General features: G+C 62.2%; 22 protein-coding genes and 1 pseudogene. 15 read left to right on the plus strand and 8 right to left on the minus strand.

Going from position 1 to position 22293, the window contains the following annotated elements:
* Window positions 1–191: 191 nt before the first annotated feature.
* Complete coding sequence (gene tyrS / locus X744_RS154420) at window positions 192–1445, plus strand: tyrosine--tRNA ligase (RefSeq protein WP_023759801.1); 1254 nt, start codon at window positions 192–194, stop codon at window positions 1443–1445.
* Window positions 1446–1473: 28 nt separating this feature from the next.
* Here the strand turns inward: tyrS and X744_RS154415 are convergent, their stop codons facing one another.
* Both X744_RS154415 and X744_RS1000000176250 read right to left on the minus strand, forming a co-directional pair.
* Window positions 1474–1962, minus strand: coding sequence for a hypothetical protein (locus tag X744_RS154415; protein ID WP_156938558.1), 489 nt, complete (start codon window positions 1960–1962; stop codon window positions 1474–1476).
* Window positions 1963–1972: 10 nt separating this feature from the next.
* Window positions 1973–5235: pseudogene (locus X744_RS1000000176250) on the minus strand (hypothetical protein).
* 95 nt (window positions 5236–5330) lie between these two features.
* Between X744_RS1000000176250 and X744_RS154410 the strand changes: the two are divergent.
* The 9 genes from X744_RS154410 to X744_RS1000000172095 all read left to right on the plus strand — a co-directional run bounded on the left by X744_RS154410 (window position 5331) and on the right by X744_RS1000000172095 (window position 13213).
* Window positions 5331–5798, plus strand: coding sequence for a peroxiredoxin (locus X744_RS154410; RefSeq protein ID WP_023759803.1), 468 nt, complete (start codon window positions 5331–5333; stop codon window positions 5796–5798).
* A 148-nt stretch (window positions 5799–5946) separates the two neighbouring features.
* A complete protein-coding gene (locus tag X744_RS154405) occupies window positions 5947–7251 on the plus strand; it encodes a M23 family metallopeptidase (protein ID WP_023759804.1) in 1305 nt (434 codons plus the stop codon).
* A 383-nt stretch (window positions 7252–7634) separates the two neighbouring features.
* Window positions 7635–8801, plus strand: a complete 1167-nt coding sequence (locus tag X744_RS154400) for an ROK family transcriptional regulator (RefSeq protein WP_023759805.1) — start codon at window positions 7635–7637, stop codon at window positions 8799–8801.
* Window positions 8798–9562 (plus strand): ATP-binding cassette domain-containing protein, encoded by a 765-nt coding sequence (locus tag X744_RS154395; RefSeq protein WP_023759806.1) that lies wholly within the window; start codon window positions 8798–8800, stop codon window positions 9560–9562. The genes X744_RS154400 and X744_RS154395 overlap by 4 nt, the downstream gene beginning before the upstream one ends.
* Window positions 9563–9602: 40 nt before the next feature.
* Entirely contained in the window at window positions 9603–10643 is a 1041-nt protein-coding gene (locus X744_RS154390) for a sugar ABC transporter substrate-binding protein (RefSeq protein WP_023759807.1), read from the plus strand.
* Window positions 10644–10792: 149 nt separating this feature from the next.
* Window positions 10793–11788, plus strand: a complete 996-nt coding sequence (locus X744_RS154385; protein WP_031260342.1) for an ABC transporter permease — start codon at window positions 10793–10795, stop codon at window positions 11786–11788.
* Between the two features lie 13 nt (window positions 11789–11801).
* Window positions 11802–12572 carry an SDR family oxidoreductase gene (locus tag X744_RS154380; RefSeq protein WP_023759809.1) on the plus strand — a complete coding sequence of 257 codons (771 nt, stop codon included), beginning with the start codon at window positions 11802–11804 and terminating at the stop codon, window positions 12570–12572.
* A 232-nt stretch (window positions 12573–12804) separates the two neighbouring features.
* Window positions 12805–12984 (plus strand): hypothetical protein, encoded by a 180-nt coding sequence (locus X744_RS1000000172090; RefSeq protein ID WP_084025452.1) that lies wholly within the window; start codon window positions 12805–12807, stop codon window positions 12982–12984.
* Window positions 12985–12994: 10 nt separating this feature from the next.
* Window positions 12995–13213 (plus strand): hypothetical protein, encoded by a 219-nt coding sequence (locus tag X744_RS1000000172095; RefSeq protein ID WP_084025454.1) that lies wholly within the window; start codon window positions 12995–12997, stop codon window positions 13211–13213.
* 71 nt (window positions 13214–13284) lie between these two features.
* On the opposite strand, the gene X744_RS0137070 is transcribed toward X744_RS1000000172095, so the two are convergent.
* Entirely contained in the window at window positions 13285–13725 is a 441-nt protein-coding gene (locus tag X744_RS0137070) for a hypothetical protein (RefSeq protein ID WP_023759813.1), read from the minus strand.
* A 248-nt stretch (window positions 13726–13973) separates the two neighbouring features.
* On the opposite strand from X744_RS0137070, the gene X744_RS154370 reads away from it, so the two are divergent.
* The 3 genes from X744_RS154370 to ligD all read left to right on the plus strand — a co-directional run bounded on the left by X744_RS154370 (window position 13974) and on the right by ligD (window position 17850).
* A complete protein-coding gene (locus tag X744_RS154370; RefSeq protein ID WP_023759814.1) occupies window positions 13974–14174 on the plus strand; it encodes a hypothetical protein in 201 nt (66 codons plus the stop codon).
* Window positions 14175–14433: 259 nt separating this feature from the next.
* On the plus strand, window positions 14434–15303 hold the full coding sequence (locus X744_RS154365; protein ID WP_023759815.1) for a Ku protein: 870 nt from the start codon (window positions 14434–14436) through the stop codon (window positions 15301–15303).
* 3 nt (window positions 15304–15306) lie between these two features.
* Window positions 15307–17850 carry a DNA ligase D gene (ligD, locus tag X744_RS154360; RefSeq protein WP_023759816.1) on the plus strand — a complete coding sequence of 848 codons (2544 nt, stop codon included), beginning with the start codon at window positions 15307–15309 and terminating at the stop codon, window positions 17848–17850.
* An 82-nt stretch (window positions 17851–17932) separates the two neighbouring features.
* Here the strand turns inward: ligD and X744_RS154355 are convergent, their stop codons facing one another.
* Genes X744_RS154355 through X744_RS154350 form a run of 4 tightly spaced genes read right to left on the minus strand, consistent with a single transcriptional unit; the run spans window position 17933 to window position 21050 of the window.
* Window positions 17933–18931 (minus strand): ATP-dependent DNA ligase, encoded by a 999-nt coding sequence (locus X744_RS154355; RefSeq protein WP_023759817.1) that lies wholly within the window; start codon window positions 18929–18931, stop codon window positions 17933–17935.
* A complete protein-coding gene (locus X744_RS01000000169765) occupies window positions 18928–19875 on the minus strand; it encodes a cytochrome P450 (protein WP_050589537.1) in 948 nt (315 codons plus the stop codon). Before X744_RS01000000169765 ends, X744_RS154355 begins: the two co-directional genes overlap by 4 nt.
* Window positions 19827–20198 (minus strand): hypothetical protein, encoded by a 372-nt coding sequence (locus tag X744_RS1000000174490; protein WP_050589538.1) that lies wholly within the window; start codon window positions 20196–20198, stop codon window positions 19827–19829. The genes X744_RS01000000169765 and X744_RS1000000174490 overlap by 49 nt, the downstream gene beginning before the upstream one ends.
* A 51-nt stretch (window positions 20199–20249) precedes the next feature.
* Window positions 20250–21050 carry a Ku protein gene (locus X744_RS154350; protein ID WP_023759818.1) on the minus strand — a complete coding sequence of 267 codons (801 nt, stop codon included), beginning with the start codon at window positions 21048–21050 and terminating at the stop codon, window positions 20250–20252.
* A gap of 76 nt (window positions 21051–21126) precedes the next feature.
* On the opposite strand from X744_RS154350, the gene X744_RS154345 reads away from it, so the two are divergent.
* A complete protein-coding gene (locus X744_RS154345; protein WP_023759819.1) occupies window positions 21127–21498 on the plus strand; it encodes a hypothetical protein in 372 nt (123 codons plus the stop codon).
* 18 nt (window positions 21499–21516) lie between these two features.
* Window positions 21517–21957: a DUF2267 domain-containing protein gene (locus X744_RS154340; RefSeq protein ID WP_023759820.1), complete on the plus strand. Its 441-nt coding sequence runs from the start codon at window positions 21517–21519 to the stop codon at window positions 21955–21957.
* Window positions 21958–22100: 143 nt separating this feature from the next.
* On the opposite strand, the gene X744_RS154335 is transcribed toward X744_RS154340, so the two are convergent.
* The gene (locus X744_RS154335; protein WP_245266653.1) at window positions 22101–22250 is read right to left on the minus strand and encodes a hypothetical protein; all 150 of its coding nucleotides are present in this window, start codon (window positions 22248–22250) and stop codon (window positions 22101–22103) included.
* Between the last annotated feature and the right edge of the window lie 43 nt (window positions 22251–22293).

The following is a 22293-nucleotide window of genomic DNA, read 5'->3' on the forward strand; positions in this document are numbered from 1 at the left end:
TTTTCGTTTCCGTCAGCCTACGCGCCGGCGAAGGCTCCGAAGGAACCCGTTAACCCGAGTCGTTGCCCTACTTGGCCACCCGCCCGGGCCGCAAAACCGGAAACCACTTTTGCTGATCGCGCTTGGATGCTAAACGCCCGCGTTCATGCACGTCCGAGCCGCAGCGGCCGGGTGCTTTCGGGAAAGAAACAATGTCCGCCTTCAAATCCGATTTCCTGCGCACGATGAGCGAGCGCGGTTTCATCCACCAGACTTCGGATGATGCCGGCCTCGACAATATCTTCGCCAAGGAGACGGTGACGGCCTATATCGGCTTCGACGCTACCGCCAAGAGCCTGCACGCCGGCTCGCTGATCCAGATCATGATGCTGCACTGGCTGCAGCAGACCGGTCATCGGCCGATCGCGCTGATGGGTGGCGGCACCTCGATGATCGGCGACCCGTCGTTCAAGGACGAGGCGCGCAAGCTGCTGACCCCGCAGGACATCGACGACAATCTCGCCGGCATCCGCCGCAACTTCATGCCGTATCTCAAATTCGGCAGCGGTCCGAACGACGCCATCATGGTAAACAACGCCGACTGGCTGATGGAGATCAACTACGTCAATTTCCTGCGGGACGTCGGCCGTCACTTTTCCGTCAACCGCATGCTGGCCTTCGATTCCGTCAAGCTCCGGCTCGATCGCGAGCAGTCGCTGTCGTTCCTCGAATTCAACTACATGATCCTGCAAGCCTATGATTTCGTCGAACTCTACAAGCGTCTCGGCTGCCGCCTGCAGATGGGTGGCTCCGACCAGTGGGGCAACATCATCAACGGCATCGATCTCGGCCACCGCATGGAGAACGCGCAGCTTTATGCGCTGACCACGCCGCTGCTCACCACCTCGTCGGGCGCCAAGATGGGCAAGTCTGCCTCGGGCGCGGTCTGGCTCGATGCGGAGATGCTGAGCCCCTATGAATTCTGGCAGTACTGGCGCAACACCGAGGATGCCGACGTTGCCCGCTTCCTGAAACTCTACACGACATTGCCGCTGGACGAGGTCGCACGGCTAGAGCGGCTCGGCGGGTCCGAAATCAACGAGGCGAAGAAAATCCTCGCCACCGAGATCACCGCCTTGCTGCACGGCCGCGCAGCCGCGGAGCAAGCCAGCGATACGGCGCGCAAGACGTTCGAGGAAGGCGCGCTCGCCGAAACATTGCCGACCGTCGAGGTTGACAAGGCCGCGCTCGAGGCCGGCGTCGGTATCCTGTCGCTGCTCGTCACCGCCGGACTGGCGGCGTCGAACGGCGAGGCGCGGCGGCATGTTCAAGGTGGTGCCGTGCGCCTGAACGACGAGCCGGTCAGCGACGAGCGCCGGCTGGTGACCTCCAAGGATTTGAGTCCGGAAAACGTCGTCAAGCTGTCTTTGGGAAAGAAAAAACACATTCTGGTGCGGCCGGTCTAACCGGAGCCTGATCTATCCCGGCCGTCTCTTAGGTGTACGGTTTAATTTTCCCACAAGAGTCTATCCAGATGTAAAAAGGATCATTTTGGAAAGACTCTTCACCCGTCGGAGTAAGGAAACGCAGCTTGTAATTCACGGTAACGATTTTTGCCGCATAACCTGACACCACGGTCCACCAATCCGGCGGAAATACGGGCTCGCGCGGTCCGTCAAAGCGACCGATGCGACAGCAGTTTGGGTTTTTCTTAACAAAATCAGAAGCGTCTTCGTAGTTGACGATCGTTACATTTGAATAATCGGTAGACTTGTCTGCATAGCTCAGAAGAATTCTTCCTCTCTCCTGAGTAAGTTCGACAAGTTTTGGAATATCCGCAACGGCAGCCGCCAAGAGCTCGTCGTCCGACAGGAACTTGCGCTGCGCAAAGCAGAAATTGGATGCGTTGAGTGACCCGCCGGCGATGACCAGGAGTGCGGCACCAGCGCCCAGTGCAATCAAGATCTTGGCTAGCATCGTCACCGGTCGCGCCTCACCGGTATTCGAAGATCGACCTGAATATTCCAGGCGCGATGACCGACAGCGGATTGATGTCGAGCAGCGGCTTGTTGGCATTGCCCTTGAGCCGGTAGGTCACGCCGATCAGGCCACGGTCGCGGCCATTGCCGAGCAGCGCGCCAACGATGGGCAACTCCCCGAAGATGCGATTGAGGCCATAGACCGGCATGAACGTGCCGGTCATGTCCATGTTGTTGTTCTGGTCGTAGAGCGTGCCCTGGAACGTCGTACCGATGCGCGGGCCGCGCAGCACGCCATTGGCCAGTTTCAGGTAGCCGCTGCCCTTGTCGATCTCGGCATAGCCGCGCTCGAACTTCACCCGCGACGTGTCCAGCTTACCCTTGACCGCCTGATCGAGGCTGCGGTTGTCGCCGGCCGGCGTGGTCGAGACGATAGAGGCCAGTTTCGGCTCGTTGACCACGAAAAAGTTGCTGGTGTCGACCTTGCCCTTCAGCGCTCCGTCGCTCGGCCCCGCCAGCGCCAGGGTGATCGTTCCGCCTTCCATATGCTCATAGATGTTGAGGAACCTGAGGACGGCGCCAGCGTCCGCGGACTGCATGTTGAGGGCGCGTCGGCCGGCACCGGTGGTGTTGCTGATGGTTATGGCAGCGCCCGAACTTGCCATGGCGCTGACCTTCAGCCCGTTCACCCGCGATCCGGCCGCACTGTAGTCGAGCTTCAAATTAGACAATTGCTCGTCGTGGAAACCGGTCAGCTGATCGACATCGGCGCTGACGGAAATGGCGTCGGAACCTGTCGTCTTGGTGGCCGTATCCACATCCGAAGTGAACTGCTTGATGAGCGACCGGGCATCCAGGGCATTGCCTGTGATGTCGACCGCATAGCTCTTGCCGGATCGCTTCACCGAAACCGCGACGTCGTCGCCCCTGTTCAAGGTGACCTTGCTGAACCGCGCCGACGACAAGGCACCATTGACCAGCACGATGCTGCCGTCGATCGAGAAACTCTCTCCGTCGAGGTTGAAGTCGGACAGCGTCGTCGTATCGCCGGCCTTGGTCATGACGAATGTGACATTGGCGGGGACCCCCGCGCCCTTGCTCCAACCCGCCCAGGGGATGTCCAGCCTGGCATTGGTCAGATCGGCCGAGACGTTCTGGTTGCCGCTCCCGTTCTTGTCGATCGCTACTTTCACCGTTCCGGCAAGCAGCGGCTTCAGACCCGGCATGGCGGCGGCGCGGACCTTGTCGTCGAGCACCAAGGCCACCTTGCGGCTGCGCGCCGGCCCATCATCCCTGAGCGGCTCGATCAGATCGAGTNGCCGGTGTAGTCGAGCGACACCAGCCAATCGAGCTTCGAGGAGTCGACGCCGGACTGCAGCGGAATATTCGCCCTGACGTGGCCGGTGACGCTGCCCGACAGTTCTTCCGGCAGAATGCCGACATGACGCATGGCGTTGATCGGCTCGTAGGATGCGAGTTCGGCAACAGCGGATGCGTCGCCGTCAACGTCGATGTCGAGCGCGCCGATGACCGGCGGGTGATTGGCCGCCTTGATCGCCAGCGTGCCATTGCTGGCCGCCACGGTGCGGCCGCTGGGCATATAGACGGTGCCAGAGGACAGGGAGATATCGACATCGTTGCCGTGAAAGCCGACGACGCCAACCGCGTCGCGTATCGGCGGAATGCGGCCGGCCGTGTCGAAGCGCGAACCCTCGATCTGGAAGCGGCCGAATATTTCGTCGGCGGACAGCGGCACGCCGTTGCCCAGCCGGCCCGGCACGACCTGGAACTGGAGGTTGGCGTCGACGACGCGGCCGCCGAACAGATTGGCGAGCACCCACAGCCGCGCGTTGCGCGCCGAAAACCACGGCCACAGCTGCTTGACGTGAGAGACCTGCATGTTGTGGATATTGACGGCAAGGTTGATCCCCGGCGCCTTGCCGTCGACGAACGCCACGGCAGCGGTGCCAAGCACTTCGCTGGAGGCAGCGGACCGAAGCGCGATCTGGTCGGCGACCAGTCTGTGGCTAACCGTGTTGTAGACACCGGCAATCCGGGCGAGGAAGGTCAGCGCTGGCTCAGGCGACTCCGAAGGCGCCAGCGACGAACCGTCGCTGGTCAGGTCATAGCGATAGGAAGGCTCCTCACCCGCCGCCCCGCTTGTCGGCTTCGGACCGATCGAACCCGCGAAATCGAATGTCGAGCGACCAGTCTTCAGCAGCAACCTGTCGACCTGAACCTTGTTGCTGCCGGCAACAAGCGTTGCGTCGACATCGACGTCGGCCGGCAGCAGCCCGCGTGTGCCCAGATCGAGAACGGAACCCGTCGACGACAAAAGAGCCGTCAGCCGCGATGCATTTGCCCCCGATCCTTCCGATCCCGTCAGCTTCAGCGCGACAGCGCCCAACTTCCCGGCGGCGGCCGCGGGACCGTCGGCATCCGCCAGGTCGATGATGGCGTCCAGCGCCGTGACGCGGTGTGCCGCGATGTCGCGGGTGGCGGAAGCGGCAACGGTAACCGTCCTGCCGTTGACATCCGCCTTGGATGAAAACTGCATGCCGCCCGGTCCCGATTGCACGACGGTGGCGTCGGTTATCTTGAAGAGGTTGATCGTTCCGGTTTCGGGCAGCACGAATTCGACATTGCGAAGATCGATCTGGCGCAGCGAATCTTCCCGCACGGCATCGAGCGCGCGGTTGACGTTTCCGAACACCGCATTGGACAGCTTCTCCGGGTCGATGAGGCCGTCCGCATTGCGCAGGGCGGCGGTCCAGTCGCCGCCGGACGGCATCGCCGCCACGACTATGCGAGCATCGGAGATCCTGGCGCTGGTCAGCCGCACATCCCCCCACAGCAGCGGAACCAGGCGCACGCCGAATCGCACGCGGCCGGCATCGGCCATCGGCTTGCCGTCGGCGGTCTTCAGGCTGACGTCGCTGACCTGGAGCGCTATGAAACTCGAACTGTCGAGCGTGATGCGCGCCGGCCCGACCGCGACATTGACATCGACGCCGGCCAGTTTCTCAAGAGCCGTTTCCGCCTCGATGCGAAGCCGGTCGGCCCCGATGCCGGAGGCGCCAACCAGATAAACGAGCACGGCGGCCAGCAATACAAGAGCGACCAGACTGGCGAACAGCCGCGACAAGATGCGAAAGCCGCGTCCGATCCGCGCCTGACCGAGCGGCGGCACGCGACACGCCGACGGGAAAGCCGCCAGGTCGGTGATCTCGCCACGCCTGAACCGGATCTTCTTGTGCTGCGGTTGCTCCTGATCCAAGCAATTTTCCGTTGTACGAACTCGATCGTGGACGACTCCCCGCTCGACACTATATCGGTGTGGCTTCGCGCGTAACCTCAAACAAGGGCATCGGTATGGCTGACCTCGACGTAGGCGATCTTGCGCCGCAATTCGATCTGCCGCGCGACGGCGGCGGATCGCTCAGCCTTGCCGCATTCTCCGGCAAGCCCATTGTCCTCTATTTCTATCCGCAGGATGACACAACAAGCTGCACGCAAGAGGCGATCAGCTTTTCGCAGCTGAAGCCAGACTTCGAGAAGGCGGGCGCCGTGGTGATCGGCCTGTCGCCCGACACCGCCAGGAAGCACGACAAGTTCAAGTCGAAATACAATCTGACCATCGACCTTGCCGCCGACGAGGAGCGCAAAGTGATCGAGGCTTACCATCTGTGGGTCGAGAAATCGATGTATGGCCGCAAATACATGGGCGTCGAGCGCGCGACGTTCCTGATCGGTCGCGACGGACGGATCGCCAGGATCTGGCGCAAGGTCCGCGTCAAGGGCCATGCCGAAGAGGTGCTCGAGGCCGTTCGCGCGCTTTGAGCGCTTACCGCACGGCTGTTCGTGCCTTCCCCCCAAACTTTATGCTCGCCTGACGGGCGCCGCCGCAAGCCGGTGCACAACAAGCCTTTGTTAACCTTAATAATGTGTAGTCAAGCTGTCGTGGTGTCGTAACCGAAAGCTTGGTCCCGTGAACGCAACCGGTCAGTCAGCAGTCTTCGGCAGGCGCAAGGAGCCCCATACGGTCATCATCGCCCGGGGCAATGAGATCAGGCACTTCACGATCCGTCCCTGGCTCGCGGCTTTTGTCGGCTCGGCGCTGGCCGCCATTGCCATCGGCTACCTCATGGCCACCTCTTATCTCGTGCTGCGTGACGATTTGATCGGCGCCACCACGGCGCGGCAGGCACGCATGCAGCAAGCCTATGAAGATCGCATTTCGGCGCTTCGCGCCCAGGTCGACCGCATCACCAGCCGCCAGTTGCTCGACCAGCAGCTGATGGAAACCAAGGTCAGCGAACTGCTGGAACGGCAGAGCCAGTTGAGCCAGCGCCACGGTAGGCTTGGCCCGCTGCTCGAACGTGCGGAGAACGAAGTCGGCGCGGCGCCAGCCGAAGATCCGGCAGCGGTGGGCAAACCGGACAAACGCGCCGAAGTGATCGGCAGCATCAAGGAGCCAGCGCAGAACTATGCGGTCGCCAGCCTTGGCGCCGACCTCGGCGCCGGCGACACCAGGCCGTTTTCGCTATGGTCGACCCGCTCCGATCCGCTGCCCAACGATTCCGCCGCCGATCGTGCCGACAAATTGTTCGTGTCGATCAACCAGTCGCTGAAATCCATCGAGAATGACCAACTGACCCGCATCAGCACGCTTGCCGACAACGCGTATAAGAGCGCCGACGCGATCACACAGGCGCTTCAGGCAGCAGGACTGCCGGTCGACAGCGATTTCGGCAAGGGCGATAGCGATGTCGGCGGACCGCTGATCCCGCTCGACTCCTCGATGAAGTTCGACAGCAAGGTCAAGGAATTGGACGAAGCGCTTGATGCGCTCGACCATCTCAAGAAGGAAGCGCGCCGGCTGCCGCTCACCAACCCGGCGCCGGGTCACTCCGTCACCAGCCCGTTCGGGGTGCGCACCGATCCCCTTCTCGGCACCGCGGCACTCCATTCCGGCATGGACTTCAGGGCCCCGATCGGCATGGCCGCCAAGGTCACGGCTCCCGGTGTCGTCACCAAGGCAGGCTGGAACGGCGGCTATGGCCGCATGGTGGAAGTCGACCACGGCAATGGCTTTGCGACGCGTTACGGACATCTCAGCGAAATCGACGTGACCGTGGGCGAGAAACTGGATGCCGGCGCCGTCATCGGCAAGACCGGCAGCAGCGGCCGGTCGACCGGCCCGCATCTGCATTATGAAGTCCGCCACAATGGCGAAGCGATCGATCCACTGCGCTTCCTCACCGTCGGCAGGAAGGTCGCACAGTACCTCTGAGGAATGCAGGCCGGGAGCAGAATCCCGGCTCTCAGGCAATCGAACCGTTCGGGCAACCTCCATCTCGCGCAGGCCTCATTCCTTCTTCGGACTCTTGTCGCCGTTCGGGCTTTCTGCTTGCGGGACGGACGCAGATTGTCGAAGCCCATATAGTGGTCGGCATCCAACGCGTTCCACCTCAGCCTCAAATGGCACCAGCGTCGACATGCCCGGCGTGTTCATCGCCGTCTTTGCCGCTTAGCTCTCTCGCGGGAGCGTGGACCGTTCCGGCCGATGCATGCCGGCAAGCAGCCATTTGATGCGCCCGTGATTTTATTTTTGAATTCCATTTGACTGAATAAATAACAGGTGCGAAGCTACCATCTCCTAAGGGCACGCAAATCATGGCACTGCGGGGGACGAATCAGGAGTTCGGGCGGCCGTACAACCGGCGCATCGTGCTTGAGTCCATCCGCCTGCATGGGCCGATCGCCCGCGGCGAGATCGCCCGGCGCGTCGGGCTGACCGTCCAGACCGTATCGACCATCGTTCGCGAGTTGGAAGAGCAAGGCTATATCCTGTCGCTGCGCGAAGAGCCTAAGGGGCGCGGCCTGCCCCCGGCGACCCTACGCATCAACCCCGAGGGCGGCTATGCCGTCGGTGTTCACATTACCCCGCTTGGTATCAGTGCAGCCTTGATCAATCTGAGCGGCGACGTCATCGAGAGCACCTATCGCGAGGCGCCGAACGCGACGCCGGACCATGCCTTCGATTTGATCGCGGCGATGGCAATCGAACTGACCGGCCTGCGGGCTGGAGGACGCGTGCTGGGCGTGGGATTGGCCCTGCCCGGGCCATTCGATGTCGAATCCATGAGTTTCGTCGGTCCGACCACCATGACCGGTTGGAAGGGTGTGGCACTGGGCGAGCGATTGGCGACTTCCACCGGGCTGCCGGCCTTCTTTGAAACCGACATGGCGGCTGCAGCCATGGGCGAGCGCCTCTATGGCCTCGGCGCCCAGTTTTCCGAATACTACTATCTCTATTTCGGCGTCGGCCTTGGCGGGGTCATGGTTCATGACGGCTCCGCGTTGCGCGGCGCCTGGGGAAATGCCGGCGAGATCGGACACATTCCCGTCGTTCCCGGCGGCGAGGCTTGCCCGTGCGGCAACCGAGGCTGTCTCGAACGCTACCTCTCGCTCGAAGCGCGGGGGCGTTGGACCGGCGGCGAGGCCGAATGGGTGGCCGAAGTCGCACCGATCTTTCACAATGCCGTCGCCACGATCGAGAACCTGTTCGACCCTGAAACGGTCATCCTCGGCGGGCTGGCATCCACCGATCTGCTCGAACGGCTTGCCGGTTCGACCGTCGGCCTGCACAACTCCGTTTCGGCACGGCAGGACCGCACGACGCCTCGAATCCTCGTCGCGCGCGGCGGCCAACATTCGGTGTTGCGCGGCGCTGCCGCCCTTGCGGTTTCCGGCGTGCTGTCGCCTCGCTTCGGCCAGATGTTCGCTGCCGAACGTGAACGCGAGCGCGACCTTCTCAAAGGCAGGGAGATTGCGGCATGAACGAACCCTTGCTGGTGCTCGACAACGTCACCAAGAACTATGGCGCCATCGAAGCGCTCAAGGGGATCAGCTTCTCGATCGGCAAGGGCGAAGTCGTGGCGCTGCTGGGCGACAACGGCGCCGGCAAATCGACACTGGTCAAGATCATCGCTGGCGGGCTGGAGCCGACCTCGGGCCGCATGCTGTTCGAAGGCAAGGAGTTCCTTGCCCGAACACCCGCCGAGGCCAAGGCGGCGGGCATCGAGACCGTCTATCAGGACCTGTCGCTGTGCACCAACGTCGACGTGGTCGCCAATTTCTTCATGGGCCGCGAAATCACCAGGAAGGTTCTTGGCATTCCCGTGCTCGATGAGCGCGCCATGGAAGCCGTCGTCGGAAAGGCGCTGGCCAGTGCCGGCACCCGTATTCCGTCGCTGCGCACCAATGTCGAGCACCTTTCGGGCGGCCAGCGGCAAGCCATCGAACTCAACCGCTTCGTGCACTGGGGCGGCAAGCTGGTGCTGCTCGACGAACCGTTCGCAGCCCTTGGTGTCGAGCAGACGCGGCGCGGTCTCGACATGATCCGCCAGGTGGCCAACCAGGGCATCGGCGTCGTCATCATCACTCACATCATGCAACAGGCCTTCCAGGTCGCCGATCGGATCGTTGTGATCCGGCAAGGCGTCGTGGCGGGCGACGTCGCACGCAATAAAACAAGTCCCGACGCGGTGATCAACATGATCACCGGGGAGACGCTTGCCGGTGCCGGACCGGCGGGCTGAGGGACAAAAAGAGGGGTCCGGCTTAAGAGGAGCGAACGACATGAAGCGAATACTTCTTGCTGTCTTCGGTATCCTGGCATTGGCCTTTGCCACGCTCACGCCGGCATTCGCGCAGTCCAAGGGTATCGTCTACTATTTGGTGCCGACACTGCTGGACGAGTTCCAGACCGGCTCGGTGAGCGCTCTGGAGCTGTTCCTGAAGCAGACCGGCTATGAGATGAAGACGCTGAACGCCGACAACAAGACCGACGCCCAGCAATCGCAGATGAACGACGTCATCGCGCTGAAGCCGGCGGCCATCATTCTGGCGGCCGTCGATTTCAATGCGCTGAAACCGTCCGTCGAGGCCGCCCGTGCGGCCGGCATCCCCGTGGTCGAGTTCGACCGCCAGATCACCGCTACGCCCTCCGACTTCACCTCTGTCGCGGGAACGGTCGAGATCGGCTACGTCGCCGCCGACCAGGCCCAGAAACTGCTGAAAGCCAAGAACGGCTCGGTGAAGGGCAAGGTGCTGCAAGTGCTCGGCGATCCGGGTGACCCCTACACGCTCGATATCCAGAAGGGCTTTGAGGAGAAGATGAAGGCGTTCCCGGACGTCAAGATCATCTCGCTTCCGGCCATGCAGTGGGCAGCGGATGCAGCCGGGACTATCGTCAACGACCAGATCCTTGCAAACCCCGACATAGACCTCATCTTCAGCCATGCCGCGCACCTGTCGGTCGCTGCCGTCGCCTCGCTCGAGGCCGCCGGTAAAAAGCCGGGTGACGTCATGCTGATGAGCTCGAACGGCGCGCCGGTCGGACTCGACCTGATCCGCAAGGGCTGGCTCAACGTCGAAGTCGAGCAGCCGCTTTACGCGCAGGCCGCGGCTGTCGCCATGTTCATGGACAAGATCGTCAAAAAGGAAGAGATCAAGCCCGGCGAATACGACGTGCTCGGCCTGAAATCGACCGTGACCAAGGAAGCCTGGGGCCCGAACATCAAGATCCCCGGCGCCGCCATCACCAAGGAAAATGTCGACAACCCGGCCTTCTGGGGCAACCAGAAGCCGCCGACGGACACCATCAAGTCCGTCGAATAGTCATCTGAAAGCGCTCCGGGCCGTAGTGGCCCGGAGCCTGCCCTTTCACAACGCCGCGTCCGAAAGGACGCCGTGGCGAATTTGACTCCGCGCCTGAAACCGACGAAATCGAATTGATTTCGCGGGGCATGCGCCAACCGGATCATCCTATGAACCCGCGCACACGCAAAGCCCTGGAGTTCGTTCTCGATAACCTTGTCTGGTTCATGCTGCTGTTCGTGCTGGTGGTCTTCTCCATCTTTGTCCCGAACTACTTCCAGCTCGGCATCTTCGCCAACATCATCGAGGCTTCGAGCGTGCTCGGCGTCATGTCGATCGGCCTGGCGCTGGTCATCATCGCCGGTCACATGGACCTGTCGGTGGAATCCGTGGCCGCGCTCAGCGCCATGGCGGTCGGCATCCTGTTCTGCTCGTCAGGCATCGGCATGGGCGTGCAGTTGCATCCGGAATGGCTGATGGTTCCGGTCTCGCTACTGCTGGCGCTTGCTGTCGGCGGCATCATCGGCGCCTTCAACGGCTACCTCGTGGTCAAGGTCAAGATGAGCGCCTTCATCATCACGCTGGCGTCCTACATCTGGGTACGCGGCCTTGTGCTTGTCGTTTCGGGCGGCCGCTCGGCTCAGGACCTGGCGCCGGCCATCCGTTGGTTCGGCATCCAGCGCCTTGTCGGCCTCCCGCTCACCGCATGGATCGCGGTTGGCTGCTTCGTCGTCTTCTCGCTGATCATGGCCAAGACGCCGTTCGGCCGGCATCTCGTCATGATTGGCGGCAACGAGACGGCAACTTTTCGCGCCGGCATCCGCGTCAACCGCAATCTCGTCATCGCCTTCGTTCTCGCCGGCGCAATCGCCGGCCTTGCCGGCTGGCTGCTGGCGATCCGCACGTCAGGAGCCACCGCCAATCTCGGCGTCGGCCTGCTGTTCAATGCTTTCGCCGCCGTCGTGATCGGCGGCGTCAGCCTGAAAGGCGGTGTCGGCACCTTGCCCGGCGTCTATGCCGGGGTGCTGCTGCTCTCGGCCATCAACACGGCAATCAACCTGATGGGCTTGCCGGCCAACTTCACACAGGTGATCCATGGCCTGTTGGTTCTGGCCGCAGTGCTGCTCGATGCTTTCAAGCAGACCATCCGCCAGAGGCTCGCATGACGGGACTGCTCGCATGACCGACCGACTGAAGGACAGAGTGGCGCTGATCATCGGCAGCGCCCGCGGCATCGGCAAGGGCATCGCGCGGCGCTTCGCCGAAGAGGGTGCGCGGCTGGTCCTCGCCGACACCGAGGATGGGGCCGGACAAGCGACCGCGGACGAACTGGCCGTGCCTTTCATTCACACCGACATCTCGCTGATGGCCGATGCAGAGGCAGCGGTGGCGCTGGCGCTCAAACAGCACGGCCGCCTCGACATCATCGTGCAGAATGCCGGCATCTATCCCTGGCAGTTGATCGAAAACACCAGTGCCGACGATTGGGACCGCGTCATGGCCGTCAATCTGCGCGGCACCTTCAATGCCAGCCGCGCCGCTCTGGTGCCGATGAAGGCGCAAGGCTTTGGCCGCATGCTCTACACCTCGTCCATCACCGGCCCACACGTCACCAGCCCTGGCCACGGCCACTATTCCGCCAGCAAGGCCGGCATCAACGGCTTCATCCGCGCTGCAGCGCTCGAATTCTCCGGCTACGGCATCACGGTCAACGGCGTTGAGCCTGGCAACATCCTCACCGAGGCGATCGAGCTGCATCGCGGCGCGGCATACATCAAGAACATGGAGGACTCCATTCCGCTCGGCCGCCTTGGCAGCCCGCGCGACGTCGCCAACGCCTTCCTGTTCCTCGCTTCCGACGACGCCAGCTACATCACCGGCACGACCATTGTTGTCGACGGCGGGCAGCTGTTGCCCGAGGGCAATGATTTCAGGCTTTTGCCGCCTTGAGCATTGCGCTCGCATTGGCGAGTGACACAGCCTCGCACTTCGGCAACGGCTTGACCGCTCGCGACGGCGCGACGAACCTCGGCAGCGACCGCCGGATTATTGGCTGTGTACAGCTTCTCGGGAGCCTTAGCTTCCCGACCGAAGCGCGGAGAACGCGTGATGATCAGTGCGCGCGGCAATTCGCGGAACAATCGACCGTGCCATCGGTTCTTCTCCAGGAAGGAGTTCAGCCATGAGCAAGAAACCCCCACCGGTCCCAGCCGAAAATCGGAGTCCCAAGGGTGTCGGCGAACGCAAGTCGGTTCGGCTCGATGAGGCGAGCAAACGCCAGGCTCCCAACCCCGAGAAGCAGGGCCAGCAAGGCAATATCAACGTCAACACCACTCATCAGATCAATCAGCAAGACCGCTGAGGCGAGAAAGATGTCCACGTCCAAGAAAACCCCTGCGAGCATCCGGCAGGGTGGCCCTGGCGCTTCACACGAAAATGCCAAGGCTCCGCTCAAGATCAACAAACCGCCCGCGGATTCCGACCAGCGCAAGCGCAGCAGGATATCTGGAGGCGGCGGCGAGCGTGACAGCCACCATACGCATGACGCAGAAAGGAAAGGTGGCGGCACCAGGCCAGCGCACCAGCCATAATCCGGCTGAGCAGAAATCGAAGGATAAACGACCGGGAGCCGTGAGTGGCGTCTCCGTACGGGACCGCCAGCTCACCGTGCTACCAACTCATGAAATTGCTCGCGGACGCCGGGCCTGTCCTCAGCCACCACAAGTGCAAGTCCGCGGGCGTCAAAAATCTCGAACCATTCTTCCCATTCAACCTGTTCCGGTCCACCCATGGTCGGTGGTCGATCCGCTCCTCGGTCCTGGTCCTGATAGGTGTGTTGGCCGAAGACGATGACAAGCGAGGGCTCATTTTGTTCGATCGAAGGCTCGGCCGGGAGAAGCGCGGGGAAGCCAGCGCGTGCTGCTGCCCAATCACGAATAGCCTCGTGGTCGACAAGGGTGACCATCCCTGTCGACACTGGCTCCGGCTCATTCGGCGCCTGCGACACCCGGTCTGACCATCCGCTCTTGCGCGCGGATTCCATCTGCCTTGCGTTCAGCCCACGCTCGCGGATACGGCCATGTTCATCGCCATCTTTTGCCATGTGTCACTCCCGATATGTTCCTAGCAACAAACTGGGCCGGTCAGGAAATGTTCCAACTACCCAGCGAGAGATCCGCTGACGTACCCAGCAAGAGATCCGCTGACGGTTGCGTCTTTGGACACTGATCGGGAACACTCCTCGCCTTCGAGGGTTAGCTTGGCGACAGGCTTACATCCGCCGCATCCCATGGGGTCGCTTCGAATGCGAATTCAAGCATTGTCCCAAGCCAAAAGAAGGAGTGTTCTGGAATGGGTGCCAGCGAAATGAAAGCGCGACCGCTCGAGGTCAAGGCGATCACCGGAGTGATAGAGGAACTCGAAAGGCAGGCGGCCGAAAACCCGTCGAAACTCAAGGTTCGACGGGATGGCGATAAAATAATCGTCGATGGCGAGATCGACGTCGACGCGCTGGTTATGGTGGTCGTCGGCTCCATGGCCGGAGGTCCCTAACACCGGCATGAGCCAACGAACCGCCGGCGCCTCGTGCGGAGCCGTTGATGTTCCGCCGCTCCCACGGGCGCGGCTCCTTCGCGGCTCGACATTGCTTCCAAGGTTTTCGCCAGGCGGTACGAGACCATTCGGCAGGCGCGTGAAGAGAGGGTTTGCAGGTAGCGGCCGCGATCGCATGGCATGATTGTTTATCTCCAGGAACAAATCCCGGCGCCGCCACGTTGCACCTGCTCACGTGTTGAACCAGCGAGGCAGTATTTTGGCGCCCAGGGCAAATTGGAAAGGTTTCCTGAAGGTAGGGGAGCTCAGCTGCCCGGTGGCGCTCTACACCGCCGCCTCGACTTCCGAGCGGATCGCCTTTCACACGGTAAACCGCGCGACCGGCCACAGGGTTCATCGCGAGTTCGTCGATAGCGAGACCGGTAAGCCGGTGGAGAAGGACGAGCAGGTCAAGGGTTATGAGACAGGTTCGGGCGAGTATGTCGTGGTCGAGCCCGACGAGGTCGCCGCCGCCGTCCCCGAAAGCGACAAGACACTGTCGGTCTCGGCCTTCGTCGGCTGCTCGGGCGTCGACGACGTGTATTTCGACAAACCCTACTACCTAGCTCCTTCGGACAAGCATGGCGAAGAGGCATTCACGCTCATCCGTGAAGGCATGCGTCGGAAGAAAGTCGCCGCCATCGCCCAAACGGTTCTGTTCCGGCGCGTCCGCACCTTGCTTATCCGCGTCTACGACGAGGGCCTGATCGGGACCACGCTCAATTTCGACTATGAAGTGCGCTCGGCGACCGACGCCTTCGAGGACGTACCCGACATCAAGGTCCAGGGCGAGATGCTCGATCTGGCCGAGCACATCATCAAAACCAAGCGAGGCAAGTTCGACCCGACCACATTCGACGACCGCTACGAGGCGGCGCTTGCCGAACTCGTCAAGGCGAAGCTTGAGGGCAGGAAGATCGAGCCACCCAAACAACCGAAGCGCGAGAAGGTCGTCGACCTCATGGACGCGCTGCGCCAAAGTGCAGGCGTTGGCGAAAAACAGCCAACGCCGCGGAAAGGCGCTGCAAAATCCAAGGAACCGCAGCGTGCGAGGGCAAAGGAAACCGCACCGCGTCGGAAAGCCGGCTGACAGATGGCGCTCGAGACCTATCGCAAGAAGCGCAATTTCTCCATCACCCCTGAACCGCAGGGCCGCAAGGCGGCGAAGACCGGCAACAGCTTCGTCATCCAGAAACATGCCGCAACGCGGCTCCATTACGACTTCCGTCTCGAAATGGATGGCGTGCTGAAGAGCTGGGCGGTCACCAAGGGACCGAGCCTCGTCCCCGGCGAAAAGCGTCTTGCCGTGCATGTCGAGGATCATCCCCTGGACTATGGCGGCTTCGAAGGGACGATCCCGAAGGGCGAATATGGCGGCGGGGCCGTCCTCCTGTGGGACAAGGGCACCTGGACCCCGATCGGCGATGCCCGCCGTGGCTACGCCAAGGGCCAAATGGATTTCGTACTGCATGGCGAGAAACTTGGCGGCCGGTGGCATCTGGTGCGCATGGCCGGAAAGCCGCGGGAAAAACGTGAGAACTGGCTGCTGATCAAGGGCGACGACGACGCCGCGCGCGATAAGAGCGAGGCCGACATCCTGGACGAGCGTCCGGAATCGGTCCTGACCGGCCGCGATATCGAAGATATCGCCGGCGAGGAGCCCGGCTGGTCATCGAGCACCGGCCGCATCCGAAAGACCCGTGGCCGGCACACAAAGGCCGCCCCGCTCCAAGAGCAGACCGCCCCTGTCGACGTGACGGACCCGTCCAGCATCAAGGGCGCCAGGAAGGCGGCGCTTCCGGATTTCGTCGAGCCGACGCTGGCGACGCTAGTTTCGACGGCGCCATCAGGTCAACGCTGGCTGCACGAGATCAAATTCGACGGTTACCGGCTGCAGGCCAGGATCGAAGCCGGCCGGGTGAAGCTGCTGACGCGCAGCGGCCTCGACTGGACGCAGAAGTTCGGCAAGGCGGTCGTTACGGCGCTGGCCGAACTCGCCGTCGGCACGGCACTGATCGACGGCGAACTCGTGGTTGAGACATCGGTCGGCGCATCCGACTTCGGCGCCCTGCAAGCCGATCTCAGCACCGGGCGCAACGATCGCTTTCGCTTCTACGTCTTCGACCTGCTGTATCTCGATGGATACGATCTGCGCGATGTCGCCTTGGCCGAACGCAAGGAGCTGTTGGGAAAGATCACAGCCGCCGGCCCAGAGCTCATCCGTTACAGCCAGCATTTCGAGGAGAACGGCGCGCTGGTGCTGCGGCATGCCTGCCGGCTGAGCCTCGAAGGCGTCGTCTCCAAGCTTCGCGATGCGCCCTATCGCTCCGGCCGCGGCAGGAATTGGGTCAAGTCCAAATGCTCCGCGCGGCAGGAGTTCGTCGTGGCCGGCTATGTGCCGTCGACCACCTCGCGCAATGCCATCGGCTCGCTCGTGCTCGGCGTCCATGACCAAGGCAAGCTTCACCATGTCGGGCGCGTCGGCACTGGTTACACGGCCGCGGTCGCGCAGGACCTGTTCAAGACACTCGAGCGCATGCGCGTTGCCTCGAGCCCGTTCGACGAGCGGCTGAGTGCGGAAGAGGCGCGGCAGGTCCGTTATGTCAGACCCGAACTCGTCGCCGAGATCGAGTTTCGCGCCTGGACCGCCGACGGCAATCTTCGCCATGCCTCGTTTCGCGGACTTCGCGAAGACAAGCCAGCCAAAGAGATCGTCCGCGAGGCGACGAAGATGAACAAGGAGACCGAACAGCCGCAGCGGCGGACCGTCAAGCTCACCCATCCCGATCGCCTCTACTGGCCGGACCAGGGCGTCACCAAGGAGGGCCTCGCCGACTACTATGCCGAAGCCTGGCGCTATGCGTCGCCCTATATGGTCGGGCGTGCGTTGGCACTGCTGCGCTGCCCCAACGGCATTTCAGGCGAGCAGTTCTTCCAGAAGCATGCCTGGAAGGGTCTCAATCCCAACATCGTGCTGGTCCAGGACCCCAGGGATCCGCCGGATGAGAAGCTGATCAGCATCAACGACCTCGACGGCTTGATGGGTCTCGTCCAGTCGGCGGCGCTGGAGATTCACCCCTGGGGGTCGATGGTGAGCGACTGGGAGCGTCCCGATACGATCATCATGGATCTCGACCCCGGCGAGGGCGTGAGCTGGGAGGCGATGACCGAAGCGGCTGTCGAGACACGCGAGCGGCTGCGGGAAGCAGGGCTTGTCCCATTCCTCAAGACCTCCGGCGGCAAGGGCCTGCATGTGGTAGCGCCGTTGAAGCCGCAAGCCGAATGGCCCGCCGTGAAAGCCTTCACCAAGGGAGTCGCGGACGCCATGGCCTCCGACAGTCCCAGCCGCTACGTCGCGACCATCACAAAGTCCAAGCGGCGCGGGAAAATCCTCGTCGACTATCTGCGCAACCAGCGCGGTGCCACCGCGGTCGCTCCTTATTCGACAAGGGCACGGCCGGGAGCGGCAGTTTCGATGCCGCTGTCATGGGACGAACTCGGCCCCAGCGTCGGGCCGGCCTATTTCACAGTGGAAAACACCCCAACCCGGCTTGCCTCGCTGTCTTCTGATCCATGGCAAGATTTTCGCACAGCCGCGGCGCCAATCGAAGAGCGTCAGCGCAAGAAAGCGGCTTGAGGAGCATCAACGCAGAGCAGGCGCCTTTGCCTCGACGCAATTCCGGGTGGCAAAACGTTTCCACATCTTTCCTGGAATTGCCCTAGGCGATTTGCTCGAACGTGCACTGCTCTGGCGCCTTTTCCGGTCGCCAGCGCAAGAATTTGGTGCCGTGCCGGAAACGATCGCCGGTCACATGATCGAATCGAACTTCCACCACCAGTTCCGGCCGAACCGGCTCCCATTCGCTGCTGCGCTCGGTGCTCCAGCGGCTCGGCCCACCCGGTGCCTTTCCGGTGAAGCCCGGCGGTTCGCGCATCGCTTCAAGCTTGCGGGTGAGCTCGGCCCTGTGGTCATTTGCAATTGTCGAGGTGAACCCGACATGATCGAGCTTGCCCGCATCATCATAGAGGCCCAGCAGCAAGGAGCCGACCTGCGAACTGTTGTTGAGATAGCGAAAACCGCCGACCACGCAATCGGCCGAACGCAGTCGCTTCACCTTCACCATCGACCGCACGCCTGGCCGGTATGGCTCGTCCAGCCGCTTGGCGACGACGCCGTCCGTCGATCCATGTCCTGCATCGCTCAGCCAGGAACGTGCCTCGCTTACGTCGCGTGTAGCATGCGAGAGTAGAATGTTCTTGCGATCGGCCGAAGCGACAAACTCCTCGAGCGCCGCCCTGCGTTCCTTCAGCGTCCGGTTCGTTATGAGTTCTCCATGCTCGTCGCAGAGTATGTCGAACAAGATCAGATCGGCCGGCGTTTCGACGGACAGCTTGCGTATCCGCGTCGCTGCCGGATGAAGCCGCATCTGCAGCGCGGCGAATGACAATTTACCGGCGATCGAGACAACGATCTCGCCATCGGCGACAAAGCGCGGCGACGGCAGCTCCTTCAATGTCGCGACGAGCTCGGGAAAGTATCGGCCGAGCGGCTTGCCCGATTTCGCACGCAGATCTACCGCCTCGCCCTGTCGGAACGCCAGGCAACGGAAGCCGTCCCATTTGCGCTCATATTGCCAACCCTCTCCTTCGGGAATTTCGTCTGCCGCCTTGGCTTCCATGGGAGGCGTGTCGAGTGGCAAGGCGAAGTCGCCGCTCATTGCCCTGCCCCGGTGTCGCTGCGGCGGATGTCGCGCATTCGCAGGCCCTTTTTCGGCAGTGCCGGTATGCGAGACAGGTCCAGCGGCGACACTTTGTCGGTGATTTCGTACGTCATCGATCGGGTTAACACACGGATCGCCTCCTTCATCAACGCGACTGTCACTGCCTCGCCCGGACAACGATGCGTAACCGAAGCGTCGCCGCCGCCATGCGGTACGAAATCGAAGCCTTGCATCCGCCAGCCAATGTCGCGGTCGAGCGAAAAGGTGTCCGGCGCGGGAAACCGCCGCGGGTCATGATTGGTACCGTGGAGATCAAGCAGCACCCAGGCGCCCTTGTCGATCCTGTAGCCATGCCACTCGAACGTCTCCCGGGCGACGCCGCCGATGAACGGAAAGAACGGATAAAGCCGTCTCACCTCTTCGGCGAACGCTTCAAGGCTGGCCTCATCCCCGGCTGCGAAGCGATCCGCCCATTGTTGCTGCTCATTCAGCGCCATGGCGGTAAAGACGATGTAGCGGCCGATCGCGACCACCGGGCGCAGGATATTGATGATTTCGACCGCTGCGTCCGATATTTCGAGCAGATTTCCTGTCTCATCACGATGCTCGGCTATGATCCGGATCGGTGCGTTTTCGCCGAGCGTGAGTTCTCCTGAGCGGATACGCCGTACCACGGAGCCGACAAATCGCTCCGTTCGCCGGCGCCGCCAAAGTGCAAGCCACGTGTTCGGTCCGAAACCGCCGGCATTCTCGACCATGCCGCTCAGTTCGCGACAGAGGCCTTCGGCGCTGATTTCGTCGAGCGGCAGTGCCGACCATCGCGCGACGGATCTCGTCAGGATGAGGTTCACCTCTTCGAACAGGCTGATCTCGCCGCGCCGCTGCCAGTGCCTCAGCGCCTCAAGCCACTCCTCGCGGAAAATCGTGCGCAGGCGCTCCACCGGATCCGCCGCAAGGAGCAAGGAAAGAAACATTGCCTTGCGGTGGCGATGGGCGCGCCATCGTCGAGACCCTGGACACTGCCCTTGTCCTGCAGCAGTCGCAGCGTCGTTTGCGGCATCGCACCGTTTCGGGTGAAGCGGTCGCCGCCATAGAACATTTCGGCGGCGCTTGCGCCGCGGACGCAGATCGCCCTTTTCAACAGCAGGCGCGTGGCAAAGATGTCGGTGTTGAGCCGGTCGCATCGACGGCCGATAAACTCGTAGACTTCGCGAAGCAGTGCCAGTGTATTGTCCAAAGCGGGTTCATGGGGGATGGCCTTCATGATCTTGCCTCGTTTGCGCCGCCGCCACCCTGCCCTTCCTCCTCCAAGGACCTATTTTTTTCCCGCCTCCGAACGGATGCTTTTGCGCAGCGCATCCATGATGTCGATCACGTTGCTGGGCGGCTGCCCAGCCTCGGCCTTGGCTTTGGCCGGGCGCTTCTTGCCCTTCTTCTTCGAGGCGATGATCTCGAGCAGTCGCGCTTGGACGGGATCTGCCGACATGGCGGGATCCCATTGCTTGGTACGCTCGTCGATCAGGGTCTCGACCATGTCCATCAGCTTCTTGTCAGGTTTTCTCTCGCTGATCTGGCCGAAGTAGCCCTTGGGGTCGCGCACCTCATCGCCGTAGCGAAGCGTCCACAGCACAATACCCTTGTCACGCGGCTCCAGCATCACGGCACGCTCGCGCCGATACATCACCAGCCGCGATATCCCAACGGTTCCGGTCGACTTCATCGCATCGCGAATGACCGAGAATGCCTCCTCCCCGACCGGATCGTCCGGCGTCAGGTAGTGAGGCTTGTCGTACCAGATCCAGCCGATGCTGTCGGCCTCGACGAACATATCGATATCGATCGTCCGCGTGCTCTCCAGTGCGACCGCGTCGAGCTCCTCATCCTCGAGAAGCACAAATTCGTCCTCGCCGCGTTGGTAGCCCTTCACCTCATCGTCCTCAGCCACCGGCTTACCGCTGACGGCATCGACATACTGGCTGACGACGCGGTTCCCGCTCTTGCGATTGAGCGTGTGGAAGCGGACCTTTTCACTCTCGGTGGTAGCGGGCGTCATCGCGACCGGGCAGGTGACCAGCGAGAGCTTCAGATAGCCTTTCCAGAAGGGACGTGGCGCCATTGGGAAACCTTGAGATGCAAAACAGTCGAACGCGCCAGACAGATCGATTGTTCCCGGTCTCACGCGACTGAAGGCCGTGAACAACATCGTCACCATCGCCGCGGCCGATATCTATGCCGCCCACGACCTCGCGATGATCACGCCCATCGCTTCCGACACGGCGCTGACCGAGCGCGCTTTGACGAACGTCTTTTGCTTCACCAACCGGGACGATCAGACCGGAGCAGCCATTGCCCGATATCTCTACGATGTAATGGGCAAGCGCCGCGCTGTTCTGATCGAGACGGAAACGATGTACGGCCACAGCATGGCGTGCGCATTCTCGCGGGCATCTGGCCCCGTCTTTTCCGGTGCTTGCCACAGGCACCAATTTGCTCGCCGCCGAGACAATAATTGTCCTCGGATGACGAAACAATTGTCCCCGAGCATCGTTTCGATCCAGTCATGAGTTTGCAAGGAGGCGATGATGAGCGCAACCGGCTTGGATGTCTTCGACAAGACGCTGCAGACCACCAACATCTGGCTCGACGAGATCATGGCCGATCTGGGTCCCGACCGGCGCATTGCCTGGCACATATTGGGCGCTGTCCTGCGGACGCTAAGGGACAGGCTGCAACTCGGGCTCGCCGCCAAACTGGGCGCTGAGCTGCCGCTGCTGGTACGCGGCGCCTACTACGACCAGTACCGGCCTGCGGCTGAGGCCGAAAAGACAGGCTCGCTGGAAGAATTCTCGCAGCGTATCAGTGAGGAATTGAAGACCATTCGCCCTGTCGACCCCGAGGATGCGGCGCGTTCGGTCTTTCGGGTGCTGGCGCGGCATGTCGACCTTGGCCAGTCGGCAAAGGTGCGGGATGCACTGCCGAAGGAAATCCAGGCGCTCTGGCCCGACAGCGTCGGCGTCCGATAGCGCTAAACCAGCCTATCATTTTCAGTTGGTGCTCAGGAGACGTTCAGTGCCTCCCGAACCAGTGGAAGCGGGTTCCGCACCCCGGAAAGCCACCAATCCTCTTTTTCGCAAGTTACCAGCGCGCTGCGGACGCCGATGGGCCGTCAGTCCCGCAAACGGTTGGCAGACTGGTCCTGGCGCTGCTCGGTTGCGACCTGTTTGGAATCCAGGCCACGTTCTCGGGTATGCTGGGCCTTGTCGCGATTAGACAGGATCTGGTTTTCCTTGAGCTTGTCCTTCGGCGTCATGGTCATGGCGCCCGTGCCGGAACCCTTTCCACGTGAACCCGCTCCGATT

The sequence above is a fragment of the Mesorhizobium sp. LNHC252B00 genome (genome assembly GCF_000502955.1).
GTDB lineage: Bacteria > Pseudomonadota > Alphaproteobacteria > Rhizobiales > Rhizobiaceae > Mesorhizobium.

Bases quoted from the DNA above. Each gene is read 5' to 3' on its own strand.
- X744_RS154395 (WP_023759806.1), top strand. From the start codon at position 8,798: ATGAACGAACCCTTGCTGGTGCTCGACAACGTCACCAAGAACTATGGC.
- X744_RS154390 (WP_023759807.1), top strand. From the start codon at position 9,603: ATGAAGCGAATACTTCTTGCTGTCTTCGGTATCCTGGCATTGGCCTTT.
- tyrS (WP_023759801.1), top strand. From the start codon at position 192: ATGTCCGCCTTCAAATCCGATTTCCTGCGCACGATGAGCGAGCGCGGT.
- X744_RS154385 (WP_031260342.1), top strand. From the start codon at position 10,793: ATGAACCCGCGCACACGCAAAGCCCTGGAGTTCGTTCTCGATAACCTT.
- X744_RS154410 (WP_023759803.1), top strand. From the start codon at position 5,331: ATGGCTGACCTCGACGTAGGCGATCTTGCGCCGCAATTCGATCTGCCG.
- X744_RS154350 (WP_023759818.1), bottom strand. From the start codon at position 21,050: ATGGCGCCACGTCCCTTCTGGAAAGGCTATCTGAAGCTCTCGCTGGTC.
- X744_RS1000000172090 (WP_084025452.1), top strand. From the start codon at position 12,805: ATGAGCAAGAAACCCCCACCGGTCCCAGCCGAAAATCGGAGTCCCAAG.
- X744_RS154340 (WP_023759820.1), top strand. From the start codon at position 21,517: ATGAGCGCAACCGGCTTGGATGTCTTCGACAAGACGCTGCAGACCACC.
- X744_RS1000000174490 (WP_050589538.1), bottom strand. From the start codon at position 20,198: ATGAAGGCCATCCCCCATGAACCCGCTTTGGACAATACACTGGCACTG.
- X744_RS154335 (WP_245266653.1), bottom strand. From the start codon at position 22,250: ATGACCATGACGCCGAAGGACAAGCTCAAGGAAAACCAGATCCTGTCT.
- X744_RS154370 (WP_023759814.1), top strand. From the start codon at position 13,974: ATGGGTGCCAGCGAAATGAAAGCGCGACCGCTCGAGGTCAAGGCGATC.
- X744_RS0137070 (WP_023759813.1), bottom strand. From the start codon at position 13,725: ATGGCAAAAGATGGCGATGAACATGGCCGTATCCGCGAGCGTGGGCTG.
- X744_RS154355 (WP_023759817.1), bottom strand. From the start codon at position 18,931: ATGAGCGGCGACTTCGCCTTGCCACTCGACACGCCTCCCATGGAAGCC.
- X744_RS1000000172095 (WP_084025454.1), top strand. From the start codon at position 12,995: ATGTCCACGTCCAAGAAAACCCCTGCGAGCATCCGGCAGGGTGGCCCT.
- ligD (WP_023759816.1), top strand. From the start codon at position 15,307: ATGGCGCTCGAGACCTATCGCAAGAAGCGCAATTTCTCCATCACCCCT.
- X744_RS154380 (WP_023759809.1), top strand. From the start codon at position 11,802: ATGACCGACCGACTGAAGGACAGAGTGGCGCTGATCATCGGCAGCGCC.
- X744_RS154400 (WP_023759805.1), top strand. From the start codon at position 7,635: ATGGCACTGCGGGGGACGAATCAGGAGTTCGGGCGGCCGTACAACCGG.